General features: G+C 70.9%; 17 protein-coding genes and 1 pseudogene. 4 read left to right on the forward strand and 14 right to left on the reverse strand.

The features are described from left to right. Positions 1-134: 134 nt before the first annotated feature. Together ACWD4O_RS19535 and ACWD4O_RS19540 are read right to left on the reverse strand one after the other, a co-directional pair. Complete coding sequence (locus tag ACWD4O_RS19535; RefSeq protein ID WP_451281278.1) at positions 135-1019, reverse strand: esterase/lipase family protein; 885 nt, start codon at positions 1017-1019, stop codon at positions 135-137. Positions 1020-1219: 200 nt separating this feature from the next. Next, positions 1220-1666 carry a MarR family winged helix-turn-helix transcriptional regulator gene (locus tag ACWD4O_RS19540; protein WP_451281280.1) on the reverse strand — a complete coding sequence of 149 codons (447 nt, stop codon included), beginning with the start codon at positions 1664-1666 and terminating at the stop codon, positions 1220-1222. A 135-nt stretch (positions 1667-1801) separates the two neighbouring features. Between ACWD4O_RS19540 and ACWD4O_RS19545 the strand changes: the two genes are divergently transcribed. Further along, entirely contained in the window at positions 1802-2176 is a 375-nt protein-coding gene (locus ACWD4O_RS19545) for a cupin domain-containing protein (RefSeq protein ID WP_451281282.1), read from the forward strand. Positions 2177-2237: 61 nt separating this feature from the next. Here the strand turns inward: ACWD4O_RS19545 and ACWD4O_RS19550 are convergent, their stop codons facing one another. The 3 genes from ACWD4O_RS19550 to ACWD4O_RS19560 all read right to left on the reverse strand — a co-directional run bounded on the left by ACWD4O_RS19550 (position 2238) and on the right by ACWD4O_RS19560 (position 8280). Further along, positions 2238-3221: a DNA polymerase Y family protein gene (locus tag ACWD4O_RS19550; RefSeq protein ID WP_451281284.1), complete on the reverse strand. Its 984-nt coding sequence runs from the start codon at positions 3219-3221 to the stop codon at positions 2238-2240. Next, positions 3218-6682 (reverse strand): DNA polymerase III subunit alpha, encoded by a 3465-nt coding sequence (locus tag ACWD4O_RS19555; RefSeq protein WP_451281286.1) that lies wholly within the window; start codon positions 6680-6682, stop codon positions 3218-3220. Before ACWD4O_RS19555 ends, ACWD4O_RS19550 begins: the two co-directional genes overlap by 4 nt. A 125-nt stretch (positions 6683-6807) precedes the next feature. Beyond that, the gene (locus tag ACWD4O_RS19560; protein ID WP_451281334.1) at positions 6808-8280 is read right to left on the reverse strand and encodes an MFS transporter; all 1473 of its coding nucleotides are present in this window, start codon (positions 8278-8280) and stop codon (positions 6808-6810) included. A gap of 153 nt (positions 8281-8433) precedes the next feature. On the opposite strand from ACWD4O_RS19560, the gene ACWD4O_RS19565 reads away from it, so the two are divergent. Further along, on the forward strand, positions 8434-8898 hold the full coding sequence (locus tag ACWD4O_RS19565; RefSeq protein WP_451281288.1) for a winged helix-turn-helix transcriptional regulator: 465 nt from the start codon (positions 8434-8436) through the stop codon (positions 8896-8898). A 293-nt stretch (positions 8899-9191) separates the two neighbouring features. Further along, positions 9192-9677 (forward strand): annotated as a pseudogene (locus ACWD4O_RS19570) (LuxR C-terminal-related transcriptional regulator); the annotation flags it as partial. A gap of 13 nt (positions 9678-9690) precedes the next feature. Here the strand turns inward: ACWD4O_RS19570 and ACWD4O_RS19575 are convergent. Next, positions 9691-10872: a cytochrome P450 gene (locus ACWD4O_RS19575; RefSeq protein WP_451281290.1), complete on the reverse strand. Its 1182-nt coding sequence runs from the start codon at positions 10870-10872 to the stop codon at positions 9691-9693. A 349-nt stretch (positions 10873-11221) separates the two neighbouring features. Here ACWD4O_RS19575 and ACWD4O_RS19580 point away from each other — a divergent pair, with 349 nt between their 5' ends. Beyond that, a complete protein-coding gene (locus tag ACWD4O_RS19580) occupies positions 11222-13456 on the forward strand; it encodes an MMPL family transporter (RefSeq protein WP_451281292.1) in 2235 nt (744 codons plus the stop codon). Positions 13457-13641: 185 nt separating this feature from the next. On the opposite strand, the gene ACWD4O_RS19585 is transcribed toward ACWD4O_RS19580, so the two are convergent. The 8 genes from ACWD4O_RS19585 to ACWD4O_RS19620 form a co-directional block, all read right to left on the reverse strand. Beyond that, complete coding sequence (locus ACWD4O_RS19585; protein ID WP_451281293.1) at positions 13642-14322, reverse strand: hypothetical protein; 681 nt, start codon at positions 14320-14322, stop codon at positions 13642-13644. 242 nt (positions 14323-14564) lie between these two features. Next, entirely contained in the window at positions 14565-15647 is a 1083-nt protein-coding gene (locus ACWD4O_RS19590; protein WP_451281294.1) for a S1 family peptidase, read from the reverse strand. Between the two features lie 225 nt (positions 15648-15872). Further along, positions 15873-16820: a slipin family protein gene (locus ACWD4O_RS19595; RefSeq protein ID WP_451281295.1), complete on the reverse strand. Its 948-nt coding sequence runs from the start codon at positions 16818-16820 to the stop codon at positions 15873-15875. 184 nt (positions 16821-17004) lie between these two features. Beyond that, positions 17005-17916, reverse strand: a complete 912-nt coding sequence (locus ACWD4O_RS19600; protein ID WP_451281297.1) for a S1 family peptidase — start codon at positions 17914-17916, stop codon at positions 17005-17007. 401 nt (positions 17917-18317) lie between these two features. Further along, positions 18318-19202, reverse strand: coding sequence for an LLM class flavin-dependent oxidoreductase (locus tag ACWD4O_RS19605; RefSeq protein ID WP_451281299.1), 885 nt, complete (start codon positions 19200-19202; stop codon positions 18318-18320). A gap of 58 nt (positions 19203-19260) precedes the next feature. Then, a complete protein-coding gene (locus tag ACWD4O_RS19610) occupies positions 19261-21045 on the reverse strand; it encodes an FAD/NAD(P)-binding protein (protein ID WP_451281301.1) in 1785 nt (594 codons plus the stop codon). A 378-nt stretch (positions 21046-21423) separates the two neighbouring features. Further along, entirely contained in the window at positions 21424-22020 is a 597-nt protein-coding gene (locus ACWD4O_RS19615; protein WP_451281303.1) for a GTP-binding protein, read from the reverse strand. A gap of 130 nt (positions 22021-22150) precedes the next feature. Further along, complete coding sequence (locus ACWD4O_RS19620; RefSeq protein WP_451281305.1) at positions 22151-23377, reverse strand: DUF5685 family protein; 1227 nt, start codon at positions 23375-23377, stop codon at positions 22151-22153. Between the last annotated feature and the right edge of the window lie 190 nt (positions 23378-23567).

The following is a 23567-nucleotide window of genomic DNA, read 5'->3' on the forward strand; positions in this document are numbered from 1 at the left end:
TAAAGATCGCTGACGGCCTCCCCCAGCAGGCGATTCCGCGGTTTCTTGGTTCCGGCACACCTCCACGTGGCAGGACTCCGGGGCCTGACCGGCGGCTCAGGTCGGACAGGCCCCGGCGGGACGAGCGCGGCGGGTCAGCTGAACACGGAGGCGCAGGTGGTGGCGGTGGCGTGGGCCGGGTCGAGCGCGTTGGCCGCCTCGTGGAACGCGATCCGGTCGAGCAGCCCGATCGCCACGTGCTCGGAGAGGTCCAGCGGGCACAGGTCCTGGAGCAGGACGTTGTGCACGCCGGAGCCGCTGAGGTACTGGCTGCGCCAGGGGGTGACCACCTCGTCGTACTTGGTGGCGATGACCGTGTAGCGGACGCCGGGGACGGTGTCGCCGCCCGCGTTGAGCTTGGTGAGGAAGGCCGATCCGGCGATCTGGTCGGCGAGGCCGGGGGTGGCCGTCGAGAGCAGGTCCTCGGCGCCGGGGAAGTACGGCAGCAGGTTGGCGAGTCCGTTGAGCGTGGTGCCGTGGTTGTCGGGGGCGATGCCGACCAGCGCGTTGACCTTGGCGGCTCCGCCGAGGAACTTCAGGTAGTAGCGCGGCATCATGCCGCCCTGCGAGTGGCCGACGAGGTCGGCCTCGGCTGCGCCGGTCGCGGCGAGCACCTTGTCGACGAAGGCGGAGAGCTGCTCGGCCGACTTGTCGATGGGGCCGAGGCCGTTGAAGAGCGGGACGCCCGGCAGCTGGCCGTAGTCGACGGAGAAGACGCAGTATCCGCGGACCGTCAGGTAGGGGGCGAAAGCCAGCCAGTTGTCGATCGAGTTCCCGAAGGTGCCGTGCACGAGCACGACGGGGCGGGGGTGGGCGGCGGAGGGCTTGCAGTTGTAGTCGTTCCAGCCGCTCGACGAGGCGGCGGCAGCGGTGGCCGTGGCGGTGGATTCGGCGTGGGCGGCGGTGGCGGGGACGGTGGCGGCCGTGGCGGCCAGCAGCAGTGCGGTGAGTGGTCCGAGCACGCGCTTCCAGGGCAGCATCGTGTGATCTCCTTGCGGCTCAAGGGAGGTGCGATGGCCTTACGCCCTGTGATCCGGATCACGAGGATGCTGTTCACTCGTCAAGTTACGGATGAGTAGGTGAAGTGTGAAGTTACGCGTCAGTAAAAACTTCCGGTGATAGTCAGCGGCATCAGTGGCGTCAGTGATAGTGGACGGCGATCGGGGTCACTGACATTCCGTCACCAGGTGGGCCTGATGGGACCGTAGGGCGCGATACGCGCCAATTGGTCGCACAACACGCGCACTTCACCCTCGCCCAGCACATCGGCCCACGCCTGCACCGCCTCGGCGGCCGCCTCCTCCGCCGCCCGCGTGCACTCCCAGCCCCGCTCGGTGAGCACGATCAGCCGGGCCCGCGCGTCGTCGGGATGCGGACGGCGCTCGACGTACCCCTTGCGCACGAGCTCCTCGACGAGCTGGCTCGCCGCCTGCTTGGTCACCCCGAGGTGGACGCCGAGCTCACCGACCGTCGCGCCGCCCGGGGCGAGCCGGGCGAAGGCGAAGCCATGGGCGGGCCGCACCTCGACGAACCCACGGGCGACGACCCCGTCATTGATGCGCTGGGTGAGCTCACCCGCGGCGGCGAGCAGGGCGGCGGACAGGGCCAGGGCCTCGGAGTTCTGCACGTCCGCATTGAAACACCTTGACGGAACGGTCAAGCTGCTTGACCATGGAGCCATATAGTCAAGCTACTTGACTATTCCTGAGCCGCCCATCAGCCGGAACCATCCACCAGCCGGAACTGTCCAACAGGAGGCCCCATGCCCGTCGTCCGCTCGTCGGAGGCCGTCACCCATGAGATCCACGGCGCCCGCTTCGTCCTGTACGCCAACCCCCGCACCGGCAGCAAGGAGCTGTGCGCCTGGCGGGGTGAGATTCCCGCGGGGACGAAGGGTCCCGCGCACACCGTCAACCGGGAGGAGATCTTCCATCTGCTCGTCGGCGAGCTGATCCTGACGCTCGACGGCGTCGCCGAGCGGATCACCGCCGGCGACACGGTGATCGTCAATCCGGGCGCGACCCTGGCCGTCGAGAACCCGACCGATCACACCGCGCTCTCCTGGGTCACCACGTCCATCGGCCTGGAGGCGGAACTGGCCGACGGAACCCGGATCGCTCCCCCGTGGGCCAACTGACTCAGGTCCTGGTCACGCCGCCGGCGTTCCCGGCGTGATCCCGCTCTCGGGAGAGGTCCGATCATGCGACATGGAACGTCGCCGCTCCTGCCGGCTGCACCGCCTCCGCGCCGAACCGGTCCCGGGCGCGATCGGCGGCGGCCTCGATGCGGCGGGCTTTCTCGTCGGTCGGCTCGAAGAGCAGCTGACGGGACGCCCGTTCGGCGGCGATCAGGTTCTCCGCCCGCAGGGAGACGGTACGGACGCGGGCGCGCTGAAGAGCGAGTCGGTCATGGAGGTCATGGGCGAGTGCCGTCAGAGCGCGTGTGTGGGCCGTGGGCTCGTGCAGCTTGCGGGTGCGAGTCGTCGTCGAGCGGTCCGCGTAGCGGATGGTGAGAGTGAGGGCGCAGGCCGCCTGGGACTCGCCGCGCAGCTGCAGGCCGAGGCGGTCGGTGAGCGCGAGCAGGGCGGCGCGCTGCCGGTCCCGGTCCAACTCGTCCTGGGCGAAGCGGTGTTCGACGCTCATCGAGCGGGGCGGGGCCGAGGGGATCACCGGCGTCGGGTCGAGGCCGCGGGCCGCGTCGTGGAGGTGGCGTCCGGCGGTGACGCCCAGGATGCGCTGCAGCGTGCCGAGCGGTGCGGCGGCGATCCTGCCGACGCTGTCCAGGCCGTACGAGGACAGGGTGCGGGCGGTCGCCGGTCCCACGCCCTGCAGGGCGGCGGTGGACTTCTTCGCGAGGAAGGCGGTGACCGTGTCGATGTCGTCGGGCAGGGTGCGGACCGCCGAGGACGGGCCGTCGGCCGCGACCATACGGGCGAGCAGCGGGTTCGCAGCGACGCCGACCGTGGAGCGGAGCCCGTACAGCCCACCGGTGCGCGCCCGGATGCGCTCGGCCAGTGCCGTGGCGTCCGCGCCGAAGTAGCGCAGGCTGCCGGAGACATCGGCCAGTGCGGCGTCCGGCGGGAGCGCCTGCACCAGGGGCGTGTACTCGGCCAGCAGGGTGAGAAGACGGCTGTAGAGCTGCTCGTCCTGCAGGTCGTGGAAGTGGATGTAAAGGATGTTCATCCTGCGCTCCCGGGGCTCTGGTGCCATAGCTTGCGACTCTGTTTGACGGACTCGCCGGGCGGCTGCAGATCCGCCCAGGGATGCAGTGCGTAACCGGTTTCCAGTCGGAGACTGCGGCTGCCTGCGGCTCTGTCCGGTGGCGAATCGGCCTGGGTGAGTCGTTCCGTCACCGCCGACAGGCCGCCCTCGCGGCGCAGCTCGGCCAGTTCGGCGAGGTCCCAGGCGGCGGAGCCGGTCACCGACAGCGCCTTTCCGCCGCCTCCGCCACGGCGCTGCACCACTCCGCGCACGAGCAGCAGCCAGGAGTGGAAGACGGTGTGTGCGCAGGCCTCGTGACTGTCCTCGAAGAACGCACAGTCCACCAGGCCTGTCGTGTCGTCGAGCGTGGTGAAGATGACGCGTTTGCCGGAGCGGACCGGCGGGGTCTGAACGGCTCCTTTCGCGCCGGCGACCAGCACCACCTGGCCGTGCGGCAGATCTCTCAGCCGTTTCGCGGAGACGACGCCGAGTTCCTCCAGCAACTCCCGGTGCTCGCCCATGAGATGGCGGGAGGCGTCCATGCCGAGCACCCCGAGCTCGGCTCCGAGCCGCTCGGCGTCGTCCAGGTCGGGCAGACCGGCGGGGGCGACCGTGCTGTGGACCGCACCGGCCTCCCTCAGCGTCAACTGGCCCTGCGCAGAGCTCCGTCGGCTGCGATGCAGCTCGGCGAGGTGCAGAAGCAAGTCGCGGCGGTTGCGGCCGAAGCCGTCCAACGCGCCGACCTGGGCGAGGCGTTCGGCGATCGGCCGGGACGGCCGGGCCCGAGAAGCGAAGTCCTGGAGCGAGCTGTAGGGGCGCCCTGCGACGATTCGCGCCGCCTCGCTCTCACTCATCCCCCGCACGTCACCGAGAGCGAGCCGGATCCCGTGGACGGGCCGACCACCCTCCACATCAGACACCAGTTCGATTTGATAGGCGGCGTCCGACGCATTCACATCCAGCGGCAGGATCGGCACGCCCCGCCGCCGGGCATCCGCGAGCAGCAGCCGCTTCGGATACATCCCCGGGTCGTGCGTAAGAAGCCCTGCGTAGAAGGCGGCCGGATGATGGGCCTTCAGCCACGCCGACTGGTACGAGGGCACCGCGAAAGCCACCGCGTGCGCCTTGCAGAAGCCGTACGCCCCGAACGCCTCGACGATCTCCCAGGTCCGCTCGACGACCTCCTCCTCGTACCCCCGTCCGCGAGCCTCCTGCGCGAACCACGCCCGCACCCGTCCGACCTGGTCGGCGCTCGACAGCGCCCGTCTCGTGTAGTCGCCGAAGGCCAGGGTGCAGCCGGTCATGACCGACAGGATCCGGATGATCTGCTCATGGAAGACCACCACGCCGTACGTCTCCCGCAGCGCGGGCTCCAGGTCGGGGTGCGGACAGCGGGGCGCCTGGCGTCCGTGCCTGGCCTTGACGAACGGATCGACCATGTTGGCCGCGACCGGTCCCGGCCTGAACAGCGAGATGTCGACGACGAGATCGTGGAAGGTCTCGGGCTGCAACCGGGCGATGAGGTCGCGCTGGCCGGGCGACTCGGTCTGGAAGCAGCCCAGGGTCTGCGAGGACTTGATCAGCCGGAACGTCTTCGGGTCGTCCGGCGGTACCTGAGAGGCGTCGTCCAGGTCGATGCGGTGCCCGGTGGTCCGCTCGATCTCGGTGACGGCGTGCGCCATGGCGGACTGCATGCGTACGCCGAGCACGTCGAGCTTGAGCAGCCCGAGGTCCTCCACGTCCTCCTTGTCGAACTGGGACATCGGAAAGCCCTCTCCGCTGGTCGGCATGACCGGGGTGCGGTGCAGCAGCGTCGCGTCGGAGAGCAGGACACCGCACGGGTGCATGGCGATGCCGCGCGGGAGCGCGTCCAGGGCCTCGACCAGGTCCCACATGTGCGGGCCGTACGACTCCTGGTCGATGCCGCGCAGTTCCGGCAGTTCCTGCAGGGCCGAGCGGGCGTCCCGGGCACGGATATGAGGAAACGATTTTGCAAGCCTGTCCACCTCGGCCGGGTCCAGGCCGAGGGCAAGGCCTACATCGCGCACGGCGTGCCGCACCCGGTAGGTCTCCGGCATGGACACGGTGGCCACCCGCTCCGGGCCGAAACGGTCGATGATCGCCCGGTAGACCTCCAGACGGCGGGCGGACTCCACGTCGATGTCGATGTCGGGCAGTTCCGTGCGCCGGTCGGACAGGAAACGCTCCATGAGCAGACCGTGTTCGACGGGATCGGCGGTGGCGATCCCGAGGAGATGGTTGACCAGGGAGCCCGCGCCGGAGCCTCGGGCGGCGACCCGGATGCCGAGTTCACGGGTGTCGGCGACGACCTGGGCGACGGTGAGGAAGTACGAGGCGTATCCCAGTCTCTCGATCAGGCGCAGCTCGTCTTCGAGGCGCTCCCAGCGGCGGCGGTCGCGGTCGTAACGGTGCAGCAGCATGGCGGCGGCGCACTTCGAACGCAGCACCCGCTCGGGAGTGCGCCGGCGGGCGCCGACGAGCTCCGGCTCGGGGAAGTGCACTCGGCCGAGTCCCAGATCGTCCTCGGGGTCGACACGGCATGCGGCGGCGGTCTCCTCCGTGACCTCGAGCAGTCGGCGGGCGGTGTTCGCACCGTACCCGGCGGCTTCGGCGACCTGCTCGGCGATGCGCGCCATGTCCGTCGCCGGCTTGAGCCACCGCTCGCCACAGTCGCGCTCGCCGCGTGGATCGATCGGCACCAGTCGGCGCGCGGAATCCAGGACGTCCGCGACCGGGCCCTGGCCGGGGTCGGCATACCGTACGGCGTTGCTCAGGACGGGCATGATCCGCTGGTCGGCGGCGAAGCCGAGGGCGCGGGCCGCGAGCCGCAGCGAACCGGAGCCGGTGCCGCTGCGGCCGTGGCAGACGACCTCGATGCGGAGTGCCGCGTCCTCGTATCGCTCCCGCCAGGGCGCGAGCAGCGCCGCGGCGCGGTCCGGCCGCCCCGCGGCCAGGGCGCGGCCGACGTCCGAGGCGGGGCCGAGCAGCACGGTGAGGTGCTCCCCGCCGAGGGCGTTCCAGGGCAGCAGGGGGCGCCCGCCTCCCGCGGTGTCCGCATGCGCGGCGCTCACCAGCCGGCACAGCTCGGCCCAGCCGCGGGCCCCGTCCCGGGCCAGGAAAACCACACGCTGGGCCGACTCGTCGACGAAAGCGCCGCCGCGAGCCGGTGCGCGCCGCCGCTCGGTGCGTCCAGCCGCTTCGGGAGGCGCCTCCACCGCGAGATCCACTCCGAACAGGGGGCGGACACCGGCCCGGCCCGCGGCCTTGGCGAAACGGACGGCCCCGCCGAGGGTGTCCCGGTCGGTCAGGGCGACCGCGTCCATTCCCCGCTCGGCGGTCCGCTCCGCAAGCTGCTCGGGGTGCGAGGCGCCGTACCGCAGGGAGAACCCGGAGACGGCGTGCAGATGCGTAAAACCGCGCACCTGGACCACCTCGCCACTGACTGCCCCCTGTCTTCGCATTCGTCACTCCGGCCTCTCCGGGGTGATGTCACCACCCTAGACCAGCCTCGAACATTTATGCGATTCGAAGAGATGCTCTGCGAGGCTCATCGCGCCGCCCCTGCCGTCTCCTCGCCCTCGGCGGCGGCCGGTGCGGCCCGCGGGACATCGTCGTCCGTCGCCCGGGGGCGCTCGCGGAGGCCGAACGCGCTGATGAGCGCGGCGAGGGCGGCTGCGACGAGCGGGACGAGCAGGGCGGCGCGGTAGCCGTCGAGCACCGCCTCAGGGGAGCCGCCGTCAGCGGTCGAGGCGACATCGACCGCGGTGACGGTCGACAGGCCGAGGGCGGCGCCGAACTGGAAGCAGGTGTAGAGCAGGCCTCCCGCGAGGCCCTGCTCCTCGTCGTCGATGCCCTCGGTGGCGACGATGGTGAGCGGGCCGTACGCCAGCGAGAACGCCAGGCCGAGGGTGATGAAGCTGGGGAACATCGCCGCGTACGTCCAGTCGGCGCCGACCGGCAGGAACAGGGCGTACGACAGCACGGCCAGCACCAGGCCGCCGAAGATGACCCGGGCGTTGCCGAAGCGGTTGACGAGTCGGGGGGTGAGGGTGGGTGAGAGCACGGCGTCGATGCCGATCACCAGGAGCGCGAGGCTGGTCTGGACCGTGGACCAGCCTCGCAGCTCCCGCAGATACAGCACGACGATGAACTGGAAGCCGAAGAAGCCACCGGCGAAGAGCAGCGCCGCAAGGTTGGCGCGCACCAGGGAGCCGTTGCGGAAGATGCCCAGCCGCACGAGCGGGGCGGCCGCCCGGCGTTCGGTCAGCACGAAGACGGTGAGAAGCGCGAAGCCCGCGGCGAGGGTGCCCAGCGTCTGGCCCTCACCGGTGTGGGAGGCGCGTTCGACGGCGAGGACGAGGAGCACGATCGCGCCGGTCACGCTGAGCGCCCCGAGCAGATCGACACGCTGCCCGGCGCGGTCGGGCCGCTCCGACTTGGGGATGAGGGCGAGTGCGGCGACCAGGATGAGGAACGACAGGACCACGGGGGCGAAGAACACCCAGCGCCAGTCGGCCGAGGTCAGCAGCCCTCCGACGACCAGGCCGACGGAGAAGCCTCCGGCCGCGGTGCCGGAGTAGATCAGGAGGGCCTTGTCGCGCTGCGGCCCTTCCGCGAAGCCGGTCGTGATGACGGACAGCCCGGCCGGAGTCATGAACGCGGCGGCGACCCCCGTCACAAAGCGGGCGACGATGAGCGTGCGTCCATCGTCGGCGAAACCGCCCAGGCCGGAGAAGAGCAGAAACACGGTGAGCCAGAACAGAAACATCTGTCGGCGGCCGAAGAGGTCCGCCGCTCGTCCGCCCAGCAGCATGAACCCGCCGTAGCCAACGACGTATGCGCTCATCACCCACTGCAACTCGCCGGTGGACATCCCCAGATCGGCACGGATCGACGGCAGGGCCACATTGAGCATGGCCACATCGATGCCCTCCAGAAAGATCGCTCCGCACAGTACGAAGAGCACTCCCCAGGCGCGCCCGCTCAGGCGGGCGGCACCGGGTTCCGGCGGCGGTGACATGGACGACGTGGACACAGGAAGGCTCCTCGAAGCAGGAAAGGAGGGAAGGAGGGAGGGAGAGGCAAGAGAGAACGAAGGCGTCGCAGGCGGTTACCTGATCGCCTGTCAGTTACCTCTTGTTACCGCCTCGATCCTGGTGCACCCTGAACGACCATGGAAGAAGGCACTTTGAAGTCACTCAGTCACTGCACGGGAACCGATGAGGACCAGGCCCGCCAGTGGGACACCCGAGAGGGCTGCGAGGTCCGTCAGATCCTCGACCGCGTGGCCGACAAATGGTCGCTGCTCGTCATCGCCCTGCTCGACCGCCGCACCCTGCGCTTCACCGAACTGCGGCGCGAGATCGACGGGATCAGCCAGCGCATGCTGACCGTGACAGTGCGCCAGTTGGAGCGCGACGGGCTGGTGCGCCGCACGGTGCACCCGGTCGTCCCGCCGCGCGTGGACTACCAGCTCACTCCGATGGGCGCGACGCTGCACGACACCATCCAGGCGCTCGTCGCCTGGACCGAGGGCCACCAGGACGAGATCGCCGCCGCGCGCGCCGAGTACGACCAGCGCGAGTACGACCAGCGCGAGGCCGGCAGCGCGCAGACTGCGATGGACGGAGTGGTCTGAGCCGGGCCCGCCGCCCCTTGCAGCCGCCGGCCATGGGTGGCGAACTGGGTGGACGCCCAGAACGGTGCGGGGATCGTCATCCATCCGGTCGTGCCGCTCACCGAGGCGGTCGGCTCGATGAACTGCACCATGGACGCGGCCAGATGAGCGACCTGGCCCCGGTCGTACCGCAGCGTCACCTACTCGGTGAGATCGACGCCGTCGTCCCGGACATGACCGTCGGCAGTGATCCCGCTGGGTGCGCCGAGCAGTTCGAGTACCAGCGTGCCGGGGTAGATCCCCTGGTCGAGCAGGGCATCGCCACCACGCTGCTCGGCGACCCGAGGACGATCATCCTGGACGAGCCGGTCAACGGCCTGGGCCCGGAGGGCGTGCTGTGGATCCGCAACCTTCTCAAGGGGCTGGCCGAGCAGGGGCGTACGGTCCTGGTCTCCTCGCACCTGATGAGCGAGATGGCGGTGACGGCCGAGGACCTGATCGTGGTCGGGCGGGGCCGGCTGCTGTCGGCCGGTCCGATCGCCGACTTCATCGCCCGCTCGTCCAGGCGCAGTGTCCGGGTGCATGCGCCCGAGGCGGCACGGCTGCGGGAGGTGCTCCTCGGCGACGGCGTCACGGTCAGCACAGCCGCCGGCCTGTCCAACGACGACATCGCGCAACGGCTCTACCTGTCGCCGTACACCGCCAAGACGCATGTCAACCGCATCATGACCAAGCTGGGGGTCCCCGACCGGTCCCAACTCGTCGTCCTCGCCTATCGGACGGGCTTCACCCGTCCCTAGGGCTGTGGCCGCATCAGTTCTCGGTGCGCGGGTCCCACCGCACATGCAGGGTGGGGGGCTTACGGAAGACCAGACCGTACGGGGCCGTGGAGTGGTCGGGGTCGAGGCGCAGGGCGGGGAGGCGTTCGAGGAGGTGCTGGAGGGCGATGCGGGTTTCCAGACGGGCTAGGTGCGCGGCGAGGCAGTAGTGCGGGCCGTGTGCGAAGGCCAGTTGGAGACGCGCGTTCTCGCGGCGGATGTCGAACAGGTCGGGGTCGGGGAAGACGGCCGGGTCGCGGTTGGCCCCCGTCAGGGAGACGGTGACGAGGTCACCGCGGCGGATCGTGGCCGGTCCCAGGGCGGTGTCGCGGGTGGCGTAGCGGTCCACGACCGCCGCGCCGGGTTCGAGGCGCAGTGATTCCTCGATCGCGCCGTCCAGCAGCTCGGTGTCGGCCCGGACGAGAGCGAGTTGGTCGGGGTGGAGCAGCAGGTGCAGCAGCGCGTTGGTGATCATCGCCTCGGTGGTCTCGATGCCGCCGAACATCAGCACCGCCGCATTGGACGCCACCTCGGGCACGGTCAGCTGCCCGGCGGCCGAGACGAGGAGGGAGGAGGCGTTCCGGTCGGCGATGGTGACTTCCACCGCGGTTCGCAGCTGCGTGTACGCGGTGGCGCCCGCGGGTCCCGCCTCGTGGCCGGCGGTGATGTCCGAGACCGACTGCACGATGGAGTCGTACCAGGCGAGCACGGTGTCCGTGGTGGCGCCGACCAGCCCCAGCGCCTCGGTCACGACCGCGACCGCGAGGGGTCCGGCGAAGGCACGTCGCAGTTCGACGGCGCCGGCCGGCTCCAGCGCGGTGACGAGCCGGTCGGTCTCCCGCTCGATGAACGCGGCGAAACCGTCATGCACCGCCCGGGGCCGGAAGGGGGCGGTGAAGGGCTCGCGGTGCCGGGTGTGCCGGTCGCCGTCGAGGGACAGCATGCTGGGGCCGACGACCTGGGCGGTGGAGAACCGGGGGTCGTCGACGGTGAAGGTCTCGGCGTCCCGCATCACGCTCAGCGCGAGGTCGCGACGGGTCACCAGCCAGCCGCCCAGCTCGGGCAACCAGGACACCGGCTCCCGCGCACGGAGCAGCGCCAGTCGTGGATGCGGGTCCCGGGCGAGTTCGGCGAGCGTGGTCGCGGCACCGAGCGGGGACGAATCGACGACGCTCATGGCGTGTCTCGGCCTGGGAGGAAAGAACCGTTCACGTTGCTGAGGCTAACAAGTCGCTCCGTGATCGCAGCAGGCATCCCGGCAGGCATCTCGGCAGGCATCTCAACAGGCGCCGAATCGTGGTGTAGCTGGCTACACCAGGGCTTCGGGAGAGTGCTCCCTCGTGGCGGAGCCCGCCGGACGGGATCGTAGAGATCACTGAGGCACGCCATCCCGCTCTCCGCCGGAACGCGGACGGAGCGAGCCTCCTCCTTCTTCTTCTCCCTCCTCTTCCTTCCCCTCCTCTTGCGTCCCCCTTCTCTTGCATCGCTTTGTCCTGCACCGCCGATATGGAGGCTTCCTCACCGCCATGGCAACTTTCCTGTACCACGTGGGCCGCATCACCTTCAGGTGGCGATGGTTCGTCACCTTCCTGTGGATAGCCGTCCTCGGTGCCGTCGGTTTCGCCGCCACGAAGGCTCCCGCCGCTCCCGACGACGGTTTCGCCATGCCGGGCATCGAGTCCCAGAAGGCGTTCGATCTCCTGGACGAGCGTTTCCCGGGCGCGGCAGCCGACGGTGCAAGCGCCCGCATCGTGTTCATCGCGCCCGGCGGAGAGAAGGTCACCGCCGCCGCGAACAAGGCCGTGATCGAGGAACTGGTCGAGGAGGCCGCCGACGGCCCGCAGGTGGCCAGTGCAGCGAACCCCTTCCAGGTAAAGGCGGTCAGCAAGGACGGCACCACGGCCTACGCCACCGTCTCCTTCAAGACGCCCGCCGACGACCTGACCGATGCGAGCAAGACCCACCTCGAGCGCGCCGTCGAGCAGGCCCGGGACGCGGGTCTGACCGTCGAGATCGGCGGGGACGCCCTGGCGACGCAGCCGGCCGCGGGCGGATCCGCCGAGGCGATCGGCATCGCGGTCGCGGCGGTGGTCCTGCTGATCACCTTCGGGTCCATGGCCGCCGCCGGGCTGCCGCTGCTGACCGCGATCATCGGCGTCGCCGTCAGCATGACCGCCATCATCGCCCTGGGCAGCACGTTCGGACTGTCCCTGACCAGCGGGACCCTCGCCTCCATGCTGGGCCTGGCCTGCGGCATCGACTACGCGCTGTTCGTCGTCTCCCGCTACCGCGAGGAACGCGGCAAGGGCAGGGCGCCGAGGGAGGCCGCGGGCATGGCCGTCGGCACGGCCGGATCCGCGGTGGTCTTCGCCGGCCTGACGGTCGTCATCGCACTGGCCGGACTGTCCGTGGTGGGCATTCCGATGCTCACCAAGATGGGCCTCACCGCGGCCGGCGCCGTCCTCGTCGCCGTCCTCATCTGTCTGACCCTGGTCCCCGCTCTCCTCGGGTTCTGGCCCGACGCCGTGCTCGCCCGCCGCGTCCGCAAGGGCAAGAAGCCCCGCCGCACCAAGAAGGACAGCGCGGGCAATGTGGAGAACGCCGGCAGCCGCTGGGCGCGCCTGGTGATCCGTCACCCCCTGCCCGTGCTGCTGCTCGGCGTCGTGGGCCTGGGCGCACTCGCGGTACCGGCCGCCGACCTGCAACTGGGCATGCCCGGCGACGAGGCCAAGTCCACCTCCACCACCGAACGCCGCGCCTACGACGCTCTCGCCGAAGGCTTCGGCCCCGGCTTCAACGGCCCCCTGACCATCGTCGTCGACGCCAAGGGCGCGGCCGACCCCGAGGCGGCTGTAGCCAAGGTCAGCGGGCGGATCGCCGACACCAGCGGAATCGTCTCCGTCTCCCCCGCCCGCTTCAACAGCGCCGGTGACACCGCCGTACTCTCCGCCACCCCCTCCACCAGCCCCACCGACGCCAGGACGATCGACCTGGTGAAGACCATCCGCACCGAACGCTCCGGCATCGAGAAGCAGGCCGACGCCACCTACGAGGTCACCGGCAGCACCGCGATGAACATCGACGTGGCGAAGCGGTTCCAGGACGCGCTGGTGCCCTATCTCATCGTCGTGGTCGGCCTGGCGATCGTGTTGCTGCTCCTGGTCTTCCGCTCGCTCCTGGTACCGCTGAAGGCCGCCCTGGGCTACCTGCTCTCCGTACTGGCCTCGCTCGGCGTGGTCGTCACGGTGTTCCAGCACGGCCACGGCGCGGAACTGCTCGGCGTCGAGACGACCGGCCCGATCATGAGCATGATGCCGATCTTCCTGGTGGGCATCGTCTTCGGCCTCGCCATGGACTACGAGGTCTTCCTGGTCTCCCGGATCCGCGAGGCGTATGTCCACGGCGACCGGCCCGGGCAGGCGATCGTCTCCGGGTTCCGCACCAGCGCCCGGGTGGTCGTCGCCGCCGCGCTGATCATGATGGCGGTCTTCGCCGGCTTCGTCGGCGCCAGCGAGTCCATGATCAAGATGATCGGGTTCGGTCTGGCGACCGCCGTCCTCTTCGACGCCTTCGTCGTCCGGATGGCCATCGTGCCCGCCGTCCTGTCCCTCCTCGGCGACCGCGCCTGGCATCTGCCCCGCCGGCTCGACCGGCTGCTGCCCAGCATCGACGTCGAGGGAGAGGCGATCACCCGCAAGCACCCCGCCCCTACGGCACCGGTCGTCGACCAGCACGATCCCGAACTCGTGCACAGCCGGTAGATCCCCGCACCACCCGGTGGCCGCCTCCTTGCAGGCGGCCACCTCCGCGACCGGGGCCACCATGGCGGTATCGGCCCTCCGGGACAGTGACGGCGCTCATCTGCCACCAAGCACGGCCGTACGCCAAGGCCCTTGTCGTCGTGAGGCGGCCCCACGAGACCGTCGTACCGAAGGGTGCCCCCAGCTCACGCGTGGTCGGCCATGGCCAATCCGCGCGCGTACCGGTGACCGGTCGTCACACGCCGCGCGCTGTCCGCCGTAGCGCTCGGCAGCAGCAGGTCCCCTGCCCACGCCGGGGCCGGGATCGACGTGGACACCGTCACGATCGTCGTCCGAAGCGGTGCCGGGCTCTTCGGCCGCTCGGCGGCCTTGTTCCGGCCGACGGCGAAGACGTACAGGCGCAGCACCAGGAAACGTCCTGTGCCGGCGAGCGCGGAGGCGCTGAGGTAGACGGCCTGCTCGGTCGGCATCCCGGCCGAGGGCTGCACCAGATGCAGTATCAGCATCGCGACGGTGGTCACCGCGTAGGCGGCCGAGGCCGATCCCGCCGACTGCACATGCTGACGCCATCCGGCACGCCGCCCGCCCCCGAAGGTGAAACGTGCGTGGAGCTCCGTGCACAGGATGGTGGAGACGACGGTGATCAGCGCGTTCGCCAGCGCCCAGGGCATCAGCCCGGCAAGCAGGGCGACGGCGGCGCTGGAGGCGATCCCGACGCCGCCGCCGAACAGGACGAACCGGGCGAAGGAGGCGAGTGGACCGGGGCGGTCCGGGGTCTGGCGTGCGTCGTCCCTCTCGGTCTCCGTCCGCTCCACGTGCCGCGCCCCACAATCCGTTCCCGGATTCGACGAGAGGAGCGACTTCATGGGGAGTTTCCTTCCGGACGGGGGACCGTGATCAGCCGCGATCAGCCGCGATCAGCCGCGATCAACGATGCCTCCGCACGCTCGCCGGAACGATGACGCGAGCTCCCGAACTCATGGTGTAGCCAGCACCACCACGAGCCGGGGGCCCGCTCCCTCACCGAAGGCACGGCTCGCCGAGGGAGCGCACGCACGAGGTCCCGCCCCTCGTGTGCGGGGCGGGACCTCAGCAAGCGTCGGGCGGGTCAGCCGATCTGCGTCCCCGTGGCCGACAGCGCCTCTGTGACCGGCTGGAAGAACGTCTCCCCGCCGGAGGTGCAGTCACCGCTGCCGCCCGAGGTCAGGCCGACGGCGCTGCTGCCCGAGAAGAGGGAGCCGCCGCTGTCGCCGGGCTCGGCGCAGACGTCGGTCTGGATGAGACCGTTGACGATGTCTCCGTTGCCGTAGTTCACGGTGGCGTCCAGGCCGGTGACCGTGCCGGAGTGCACCTGGGTGGTCGAGCCGCTGCGGGTGACCTTCATGCCGACGGTGGCCTGCGCGGCGCCGGTGATCGCCTGCGCGGAGCCGTTGTAGAGGTCGACCTCGCTCGGGTGGTCGACGTCGGCGGTGTACTTGACGAGGCCGTAGTCGTCGCCCGGGAAGCTGGAGACCTCGTTTGTGCCGATCTCGGCGCCGGAGGAGTCCGACCAGGTGGAGACGGCCTCGGTGCAGTGTCCGGCGGTCAGGAAGTACGGCTCGCCGCCCTTGACCACGTTGAAGCCGAGCGAGCAGCGCCCGCCGCCGCCGGTGATGGCGTCGCCGCCGGCGATGAGGGGTTTGAACTCCCCCTTGGTGCGCTGGAGTTCGGCCGTCCCGCCGAGCCCGTCGACGACCTTGGCGAGCTTGGCCCACTCGGCGTCGGAGACCGTGCGGTCGGCGGTGACGACGACCTTGTTGGCGGTCGGGTCGGTCACCCAGGCGGTGCCCGGGATGGTCGCGTCCGCCTTGAGCGTCGCCTGCGCGCCGGTCAGTTCGGCGAGGGAGTTCTCGACGAGTCTGGCCTTGGCCCCGGCCGCCTCGACGGCCTTCGCGGCGGTCTCGTCGAGGACGTTCACCACGAGACTCCTGCTCTTCGCGTCGTAGTACGTGCCCGCCGCGTCGGTGCCGAGGTCCTCGCCGAGCGTCGAGGCGAGCTGTCCGGCCGCGAGGGCCGAGAGGGTGGTCGGCTGCGGGGTCTTCGCGGACTCGCTGGCGTTCGCAGTCTGGAAGGTGACTCCGGCCGCGACGAGCGCGGCGATGCCCGCGCCCGTCATGACCGCCCGTCGCCCGGGTATGCGTCGGTGCTTCAACTCGCGTCCTCCTGTGGGGGGCGGCCCGGCGGCCGTGGGGGACCGCGGCGGGCCGGAAGGCCGGGACTTGCCCTGGTTGACGGACGCTCACTCTTCCGAACCGCACAGGGAGCACACAAGGTCGCCTTCGGGACGCGCACAAGGTGGGCACCGCGCGCCCTCCGCTTCTTCACCACCTTGTCCGGACAGCGATGCTGTGCATACGCAAAATCGCGCAGGCCGGCCCTACTCCTCGATCGACTCCGCCTCCGGCGCGGAAGCGGGCGCAGGAGCGGGCGCGGGCGCAGGAGCGGGAGCAAGAGCGGGCGCAGGAGCGGGCGCGGGCGCAGGCGCGGGCACGGGCGCAGGCGCAGGCGCGGGCACCGGCGCAGGCGCCGGAACGGGAGCGGGCGCGGGAGCGGGTGCCACGGGCGGCTGCTGGGCCCGTTCCAGGAACCTGAGCAGTTCCACCGGGAACGGCAGCACCAGCGTGGAGTTCTTCTCGGCGGCGACCGCCACCACTGTCTGCAGCAGCCGCAGTTGGAGCGCGGCGGGCTGCTCGGACATCTCCTTCGCCGCCTCGGCGAGCTTCTTCGACGCCTGCAGCTCGGCGTCGGCGTTGATGACCCTGGCCCGCCGCTCACGGTCGGCCTCGGCCTGCCGGGCCATGGACCGCTTCATCGTCTCCGGCAGCGAGACGTCCTTGATCTCGACCCGGTCGATCGTGACGCCCCACTCCACGGCGGGGCTGTCGATCATCAACTCCAGACCCTGGTTGAGCTTTTCGCGGTCGGACAGCAGATCGTCCAGCTCGCTCTTGCCGATGATGGACCGCAGGGAGGTCTGCGCCATCTGCGAGACGGCGAACCGGTAGTCCTCCACCCGCACCACCGCCTCGGCCGGCGCGGTCACCTTGAAGTAGACGACGGCGTCCACCCGCACGGTGACGTTGTCCCGGGTGATGCCCTCCTGCCCCGGCACCGGCATCGTGACGATCTGCATGTTGACCTTCTGGAGCCGGTCGATGCCCGGAACGATCAGGGTCAGTCCCGGCTCGCGCACCTCGGGCCGGAGTTTTCCGAGGCGGAAGACCACGCCCCGCTCGTACTGTTTGACGACCCGCGCCGCCGCCGCCGCATACACCGCCCCGGCGGCCACGAGGGTGACTCCCGCCGCCAACAGTTCCTCAACCATGCCGGCCCCCAAGGGTCCGAAACGCTTCCCGAACTTTCCGAAGCACTTCCCGAAGCACTTGCAGTACCACGACGGTAACTCCGGGTTCCGGGCAAGAGCGAGCCCCCGCACGCCGGTTCGCGCGCGGGGGCTCGTGGTGCGAGAGCTCATGGTGCGGGAGCTCGTGGTGCGGGGTCGGGACGGGCTAGAAGACGCTCACCCCGTACGCGCTCAGAGCCTCGGCCACCGGCTGGAAGAAGGTCGTGCCGCCGGAGGTGCAGTTGCCGCTGCCGCCGGAGGTCAGACCGTAGGCGATGCCGCTGGTCGAGTACAGCGGACCGCCGGAGTCGCCGCCCTCGGCGCAGACGTTGGTCTGGATCATGCCGTAGACGATGTCGCCGCTGCCGTAGTTCACGGTCGCGTTCAGCGCGGTGACCCGACCGCTGTGGATGCCGGTGGTCGAGCCGTCACGGTAGACCGTGGTGCCGACGCTGGGCGTGCCCGAGCTGGTGATGTCCGTGTTGCCGGCGCCGCCGGTCTTGGTGACCGAGGTGTTGGTGTAGCGGACCAGCGCGTAGTCGTTGGTCGGGAAGCTGTAGCTGACGTTCGTGCCGAGCGTGGTCGTCTGCCCGGAGTTGGAGTACCAGGTCGACGCGACCTCGCCGCAGTGGCCGGCGGTGAGGAAGTAGTAGGTGCTGCCGCTGACGACGTTGAAGCCGAGCGAGCAGCGGTAGCCGCCGCCGTAGATGGCGTCGCCGCCGGTGATCAGCTTGTTGAACTTGCCCGGCGTGTGCTTGATCGTGAGCGCGGCGGCGTTGCTGCCCGCCTGCTCCTTGATCTGCGCGATCTCGGCCTGCGAGACCGTGCTGTCGACGGTGACCACGACGCGGTTGGTCTTGGCGTCGACCGCCCAGGCGGTGCCCGCGATGTCCGCCTGGAGCACCGAGCTGCTGGCGCTCTTCAGCTCGGCGGTGCTGAAGGTGGCGTCGTCCGCCGCGCTCGCGTTGGGGGTCGCGATGGCGGCAGCGGCCACGAGTCCGGTGGCGACCGCAGTCAGCCGCATCCGTCTCGAGATACCGCTCATGGGGGTGGTGGGGGTGGTGCGCTTGATCCTCACGTTTCGTTCCCTCCCAGGGGAAGTCGGGGGCCCGTCGTGTGGGGTCGGGGCCCGTGAGGCGCAGCCAGGACCGACGTTCGCCCGTAAATCGGACACGCCGTGCCCCTGACAAGCGCTGAGGGGGAGTATTCGGCCGAACGGCCGGTCGGCGCAAGAGCGCCTTTCGGCCGTCAGACTTCGATCGAACTGCCCGAGTTGATCCCTCCGGCAGCCCTCTTGCCCCAGCTCAGACCAGGTTGCGCTCCCCTGCCTCGACCGCCACGTGACATGTGTTCCCCGGCGACGGTCCGGGGCAGCCGAAACCGTCGGCAAGGCGCACGGAGGCAGTACGCACGGTGGAGGTCGACGGCTGTGCATCCGTCCGCGTCGGGTGCGCCGGAGCGCGGTGCCGTCCTTTTCCGTCACCCGGGTCCCGGGGGTGTCCGGAAGTCGACCGTCCGGATCGTCGGGCGGTCGGCGGGCCGGGGCAGCCCCAGGTGCTCGCGGAGTGTGCTGCCCGGATAGAAGGTGCGGAACATACCGCGGTGCTGAAGCAGCGCCACCGTGCCGTTGACCAGCCGTTCCAGGTCGCGGCGCGGTTCCACGGGGATCAGGTGGAAGCCGTCGACCTCGCCGTCCTGCCGCCAGGACGCGATCAGGTCGGCGAGGTCGACGGGGCCGCCCCGGTAGAGCGGGCCCTGTGCGGTCTGCCGGGGGCCGCCCCCGCCGTGGCCGCGTTCGGCGGCGTGCTCGCCGTCGCCGAGGTCGATCAGCAGACTCACCAGGACCCGCAGGCTGTTGGGGTCGCGTCCCGACCGGGCCGCCTCGGAACGCAGTCGGTCGCCGACGGCACGGGCCTGCGCGCAGTCCGCCACCCGGACGAGAGCCACGTCGGCCCGGCGCGCGGCGACGGACAGGGCCGGTCCCTCGACGGCGTCGACGACGCACACGGGTCGTCCCCGCGCAGGGCCGGACACCGGGGAAGGGCTCTCGGCGGCGGAGACGGCGATCCCGCCGATCCGCCATCCGGCCCTGCCTGCGCTGACCCGGTCGAGGTCGGCCGCCGCGTCGGCGGTGGTGCACCTCGGCACCAGTCCGACCCGGTGCGTGGCCGGCGCCACCCGGGACAGCACGGCCGACGCGTCCGGCCCGGGCCCCGCGAAGGCGTCGTCGTCCAGCGTCACGAAGTCGAGCCCACCGCGCTCGGCGAGTCGCGCCAGCTCGACGTGGGGGCCGGTGTCGCGCACCCCGGGCAGGTCGACTGCGGCCGCCAGGTGCAGCAGGCCCCGGCCGGGCGATGAGGTCATCGGGAGGAACCCTTTCTCTGACACGGGACGCGGTGCCGCTGCGCAGTGCTCGACCGGCTCACCCGACGGCGTCGGCGCCCAGGTCCCGCAGGAACACCAGGGCGGCCCGCGCGGTCGCGTCGTTCTGCCGGAACGCGGGGCCTCCCGTGCGCGGCCGGGTGAACGCCCCGGGCGTACGGCCGTCGGTGTTCGGGCCGAGCGCGAAGCGCCGTGGGTGCGGCAGCCCGGCCCGGTCCAGGATCCGGCCGTCGGCGCGGTCCACCCGCAGCAGCCCGTCCGGGGTCTCGCCGGCGCCGTCGGTATGCAGCTCGCGCAGCAGCGGGTCGAGGGCGCGCCGGAGCGTAGGCTCGGGCAGCCGGGCCTCGACCAGCGCCCGCGCCTCGACCGAGAACCCGGGCACGGTCGCCCCGGACGCCCGGAACACCCCGTCCTCGGCACGTACGGCCATGTCGGCGCCGACGAACTTGAGCAGTCCCGCCCGGGACAGGGCGAGCAGCTGCCGCAGCCGGGGGCCGGGCGGCCCGGAGGCGAGGTAGCTGAAGAACCCGTGCCACGAGGAGCCGATGTTCCCCAGCCGGATCAGTTGCCCGTAGACGGACAGCAGTCCCAGGAAAACGGCCAGGTCAGGGCTGTAGGCCGCATTGTGACGGCGGCTCAGATCGTCCTCGACGTATCCGCGCAGGCCCTCCTGGAACTCCTCGAAGGACCCGTACGTCACCCCGTCCAGCGGTCGGTCGAGGGCGGTCAGATCGAGCCGGTCACGTGGGTCGGGCACCGCGGAGGCCACCAGCGCCTCGCGCTCGGCGCCCTCGGAGGCGGCCGCGTACTTCTCCTCGAAGTCGGTCCAGGCGATCGCGGTCCGCTCGGCGTGGACGGTGAACAGACGGTGGTAGTGGGCGAAGCCCAGCTCCTTCTCCACCAGCGGCCACACGTCCTGCCGGAAGTCGAAGCCCTCGGGCCGCGCGAGCAGTCCGTCCACCTCGGCGGGTCCCAGGAACCGGGGCAGCGGCGGCCGCTCACCGGTCCAGTCGTAGCCGATCTTCGAGTGGTACGGCACTCCGCGCCGGGAGCCGACGTACAGCACCGGCTCCCGCCCCGAGGGCACGTACGCGTCCCCCTCGTACCGTCCGCCGCGCCCCTCGGTGAGCAGCGCCATCAGGTCGACGAAGGCGAGCCCGAAGCCGCGCACCAGGACGGGTTCGCCGGCCGGGAGCGCGGACAGATCGCTGTCGGCGGTGAAGTCCGGCGGGAGGTGGACGAGCCCGTGCTCGCGCGCATAGGCAGCCAACTCGCGCTGTTCGTCGTCGAGTTCGGCGTCGAGGTGGCCGAGGGCGAGGACGACGAGGTCGGCGATCAGGGGCCGGTCCCGGCCCTCCAGCCACACCTGCTGGCGCCCCTCGCGGGAGCCGCTCACCCGCAGCGCGCGCCGCGGATGGTGGTGGACGGTGATGTCCGGGGGCAGTGCGGCGACGGCCTGCTCGTGCACCCAGCGCAGATAGTCGCCCTGGATCCGCCGGTCGGCGAAGGTGCGCCCGTCGATGCCGGCCCACTCGTGCAGGGTGGGGCCGGGCCGCACGGGGCCGTCCATCTGCACCGTCTCGTCGGTGAACATGGTGACGTCCTCGGCGTGCGAGTTCATCCACAGCAGCGGCGACTGGGCGGCCCGCCAGATACGGCCCGCGCCCGGCGGATGCGGGTCGACGAGGTGGATGTCGAGACCCGAACCGGCGTACAGCTCAGGCGCGTTGGCGGCGATCCGCTCGATGAGACCGGTACCCCGCGGCCCGCCCCCGACGATCACGAGGCTGGCAGGGGATGCGGGAGTGAGGGTTTCGGAAGACATGCGAAGGCTCCGTGACAGCTGGATTGGACACGGTGGGGTGCCTTCACGCACCGGAAACGGCCTAGCCCCTCAGCAGGGCCGCCCGGCGAGCGTACGCGGGCGTTTCCCCCAGCTGTCAAGGCCGTCCACACTGTGAGCCGTACGTCTCACGTCGGTTGACGCAAAACCGGAGACCTGTTCCACTTGGCCCATGCATCCGCAGCAGTGGCTGGTCACCCGCTCCCACATCGACTTCGGTCGCGTGTGGTCCTGTTCCTGTTGAGCTGACCCACTGCGGCCCCCGGTTCCCGGGGCGCCCTTCTCGTGCTCTTGCCCGCACCCGGTCCAGCCTTCACGCACACCCGCGCGCCCCCTCGTCTCGCGCACCCTTCACAACGATCAGCGCACCCCGACCGCATTCCGTCCGGCGGCGGCCCGAAACCCGATCACCCGGTCCATCAACGCCCCCAGCACATCCCGCACGGAGTCACGCTCACGCGCGTCGCACTCCAGCACCGGCACGTCGACGCTCAGCCCCAACGCCTCCCGGACGTCCTTCAGTTCGAACCGCTCGGCCCCGTCGAAGCGGTTCACGGCAAGGACGAAGGGCTGGCCCCGGGTCTCGAAGTAGTCGACGGCCGGGAAGCACTCCTCGATCCGCCGGGTGTCCACCAGGACGACCGTCCCGAGCGCCCCTTCCACCAGGTCGTCCCAGAGGAACGAGAACCGGCCCTGTCCGGGCGTGCCGAACAGATACAGCGCGATGGTCGGATCGACCCTGATCCGGCCGAAGTCGAGGGCGACCGTGGTCGTCGTCTTGGACTCCACGCCCTCGAGCGAGTCGACCCCGACCGACACCTGGGTGATGGCCGCCTCCGTGTCGAGCGGCTCGATCTCGGAGACGGCTCTGATGAAGGTGGTCTTGCCCACGCCGAGCCCGCCGCTCACCACGATCTTCACGGCGAGCGGCACGGTTTTGTCAGAACGCCCGGGCATGATCACTGATCCTTTCGAGCCTCCGCGTCCGCATCCTCTCCGGGAGATACGTCCCCGGGGTGCTCGCCGCTCACCGTGGCGCCCGCCCGCCACGGACGATGAGCGCCCGCACACGGCAGGTGACGTCTCGTCAGCAGGAGCAGTCGCAGCAGGAGCAGCACTCACAGCACTCGCACCCGTCACAGCAGTCGCAGCAATTGCAGTCGCAGTTGCTGCACCAGCCTTCACGCTTCTTCCGCGACCAGGGCCCCTCGAACTCGTCGGCGCAGCACGCCTTGCAGGTGCAGCACAGCCCGATCGCGACCGCGCAGCCGGCCAGGAAGCCCCGCTTGTCGGGCCGCGGCGGCTCGCCCCCGTAGGGGTTGCCGTACGGGTTGCCGGGGTCGGCGGGCGCGTTCGGATCCACCGGGCCCTGCGGGGCGTAGGGACCGGTCGGCGGCCCGAACGCGCCCTGCGGCCCGTGCCCGCCCTCCGGGCCGTGGGCGTGTCCGCAGCTCTGTGTGCCGAACGCCCGGTCGACCGACCGCTCCAGTTCGTGCGCGAGCAGCAGATGCACCAGCTTGCCGTCCACGAAGGAGGCGTCCTTCAGGGCGAGCCGGATCCCGTGCAGCGCGTCGTCGGCGAGCCGCCGAGCCTCGGTGAGCGGGGTACCCGTGGCCGTCAGCGGGTTCCAGGCGCCGTTCGCCGCGTCGGCGTGCCGGTCCTCGACCGCGTCCAGCAGATGGGCCAGCCGGCCGAAGAGCCTGCCCGCCTCGGCGAGCGGCGCCGCGTTGCCCGCGCTGCCCGCCAGGACCGCGGTGTGCGCGAAGGCCGCGGCGGTGGCGGTCTCGGTCGGCTCGGTGACGGTCAGCAGCGAGGTGCCCGGTCCGGCGAGCGCCTCGATCCCGACCTGCCGGTCCACGGCGTCGACGAGGACCGCCGTGTCGAATCCGACGGCGGCCCCGCCGCGCTCCCCGGCCCGCCCCCAGCTCGCGGCGACCCGGCGCGCGGCGACGGCGACCGGCCGCCGCGCCAGCAGCCCGTCCCCGTCGGCGACGTGGTCGCGGACCTTGGCGGAGGCGAGCACCAGCGAGACGGCGGCCGCGAGCCGCGCGCCCTCCCCCTGCGCGACGGACGCGGTGCGCATCCCGCGCAACGGGCAGGGTCCCGCCGTCCGCCGCCACCCGCCGGCCGTGACCCGCTCGGCCTGAGCCTCCGTCAGAACCGATATGAGCAACCCGTCGTAGTTGGTGACGACCCGGGCGAACTGCCCGTGATCACCGCGCAGCGCGAGACACAGCCCGCACAGATGCGCCATCCACTGCGTCTTGAGACCTTCACCGAGCCGGTGACTGCATGGCCTGACGATTCCGAACACGACAACCCCCGTCGTCCTTGGGACATTGAGCTGGCGCATGTTATCGACCGATTGTCATGCCGGAGTGAACGTCTCGGTTCACCCGGACGCACCGAGCGTCACCCATCCGCCACGAAGAATCATATTTCACTCACAGTCAGCAGCCGTATGCGGTAGGACCCTTGGGGGGCGCGGGCTCTGTACGGATTCG

The organism is Streptomyces sp. NPDC002623 (genome assembly GCF_053592635.1).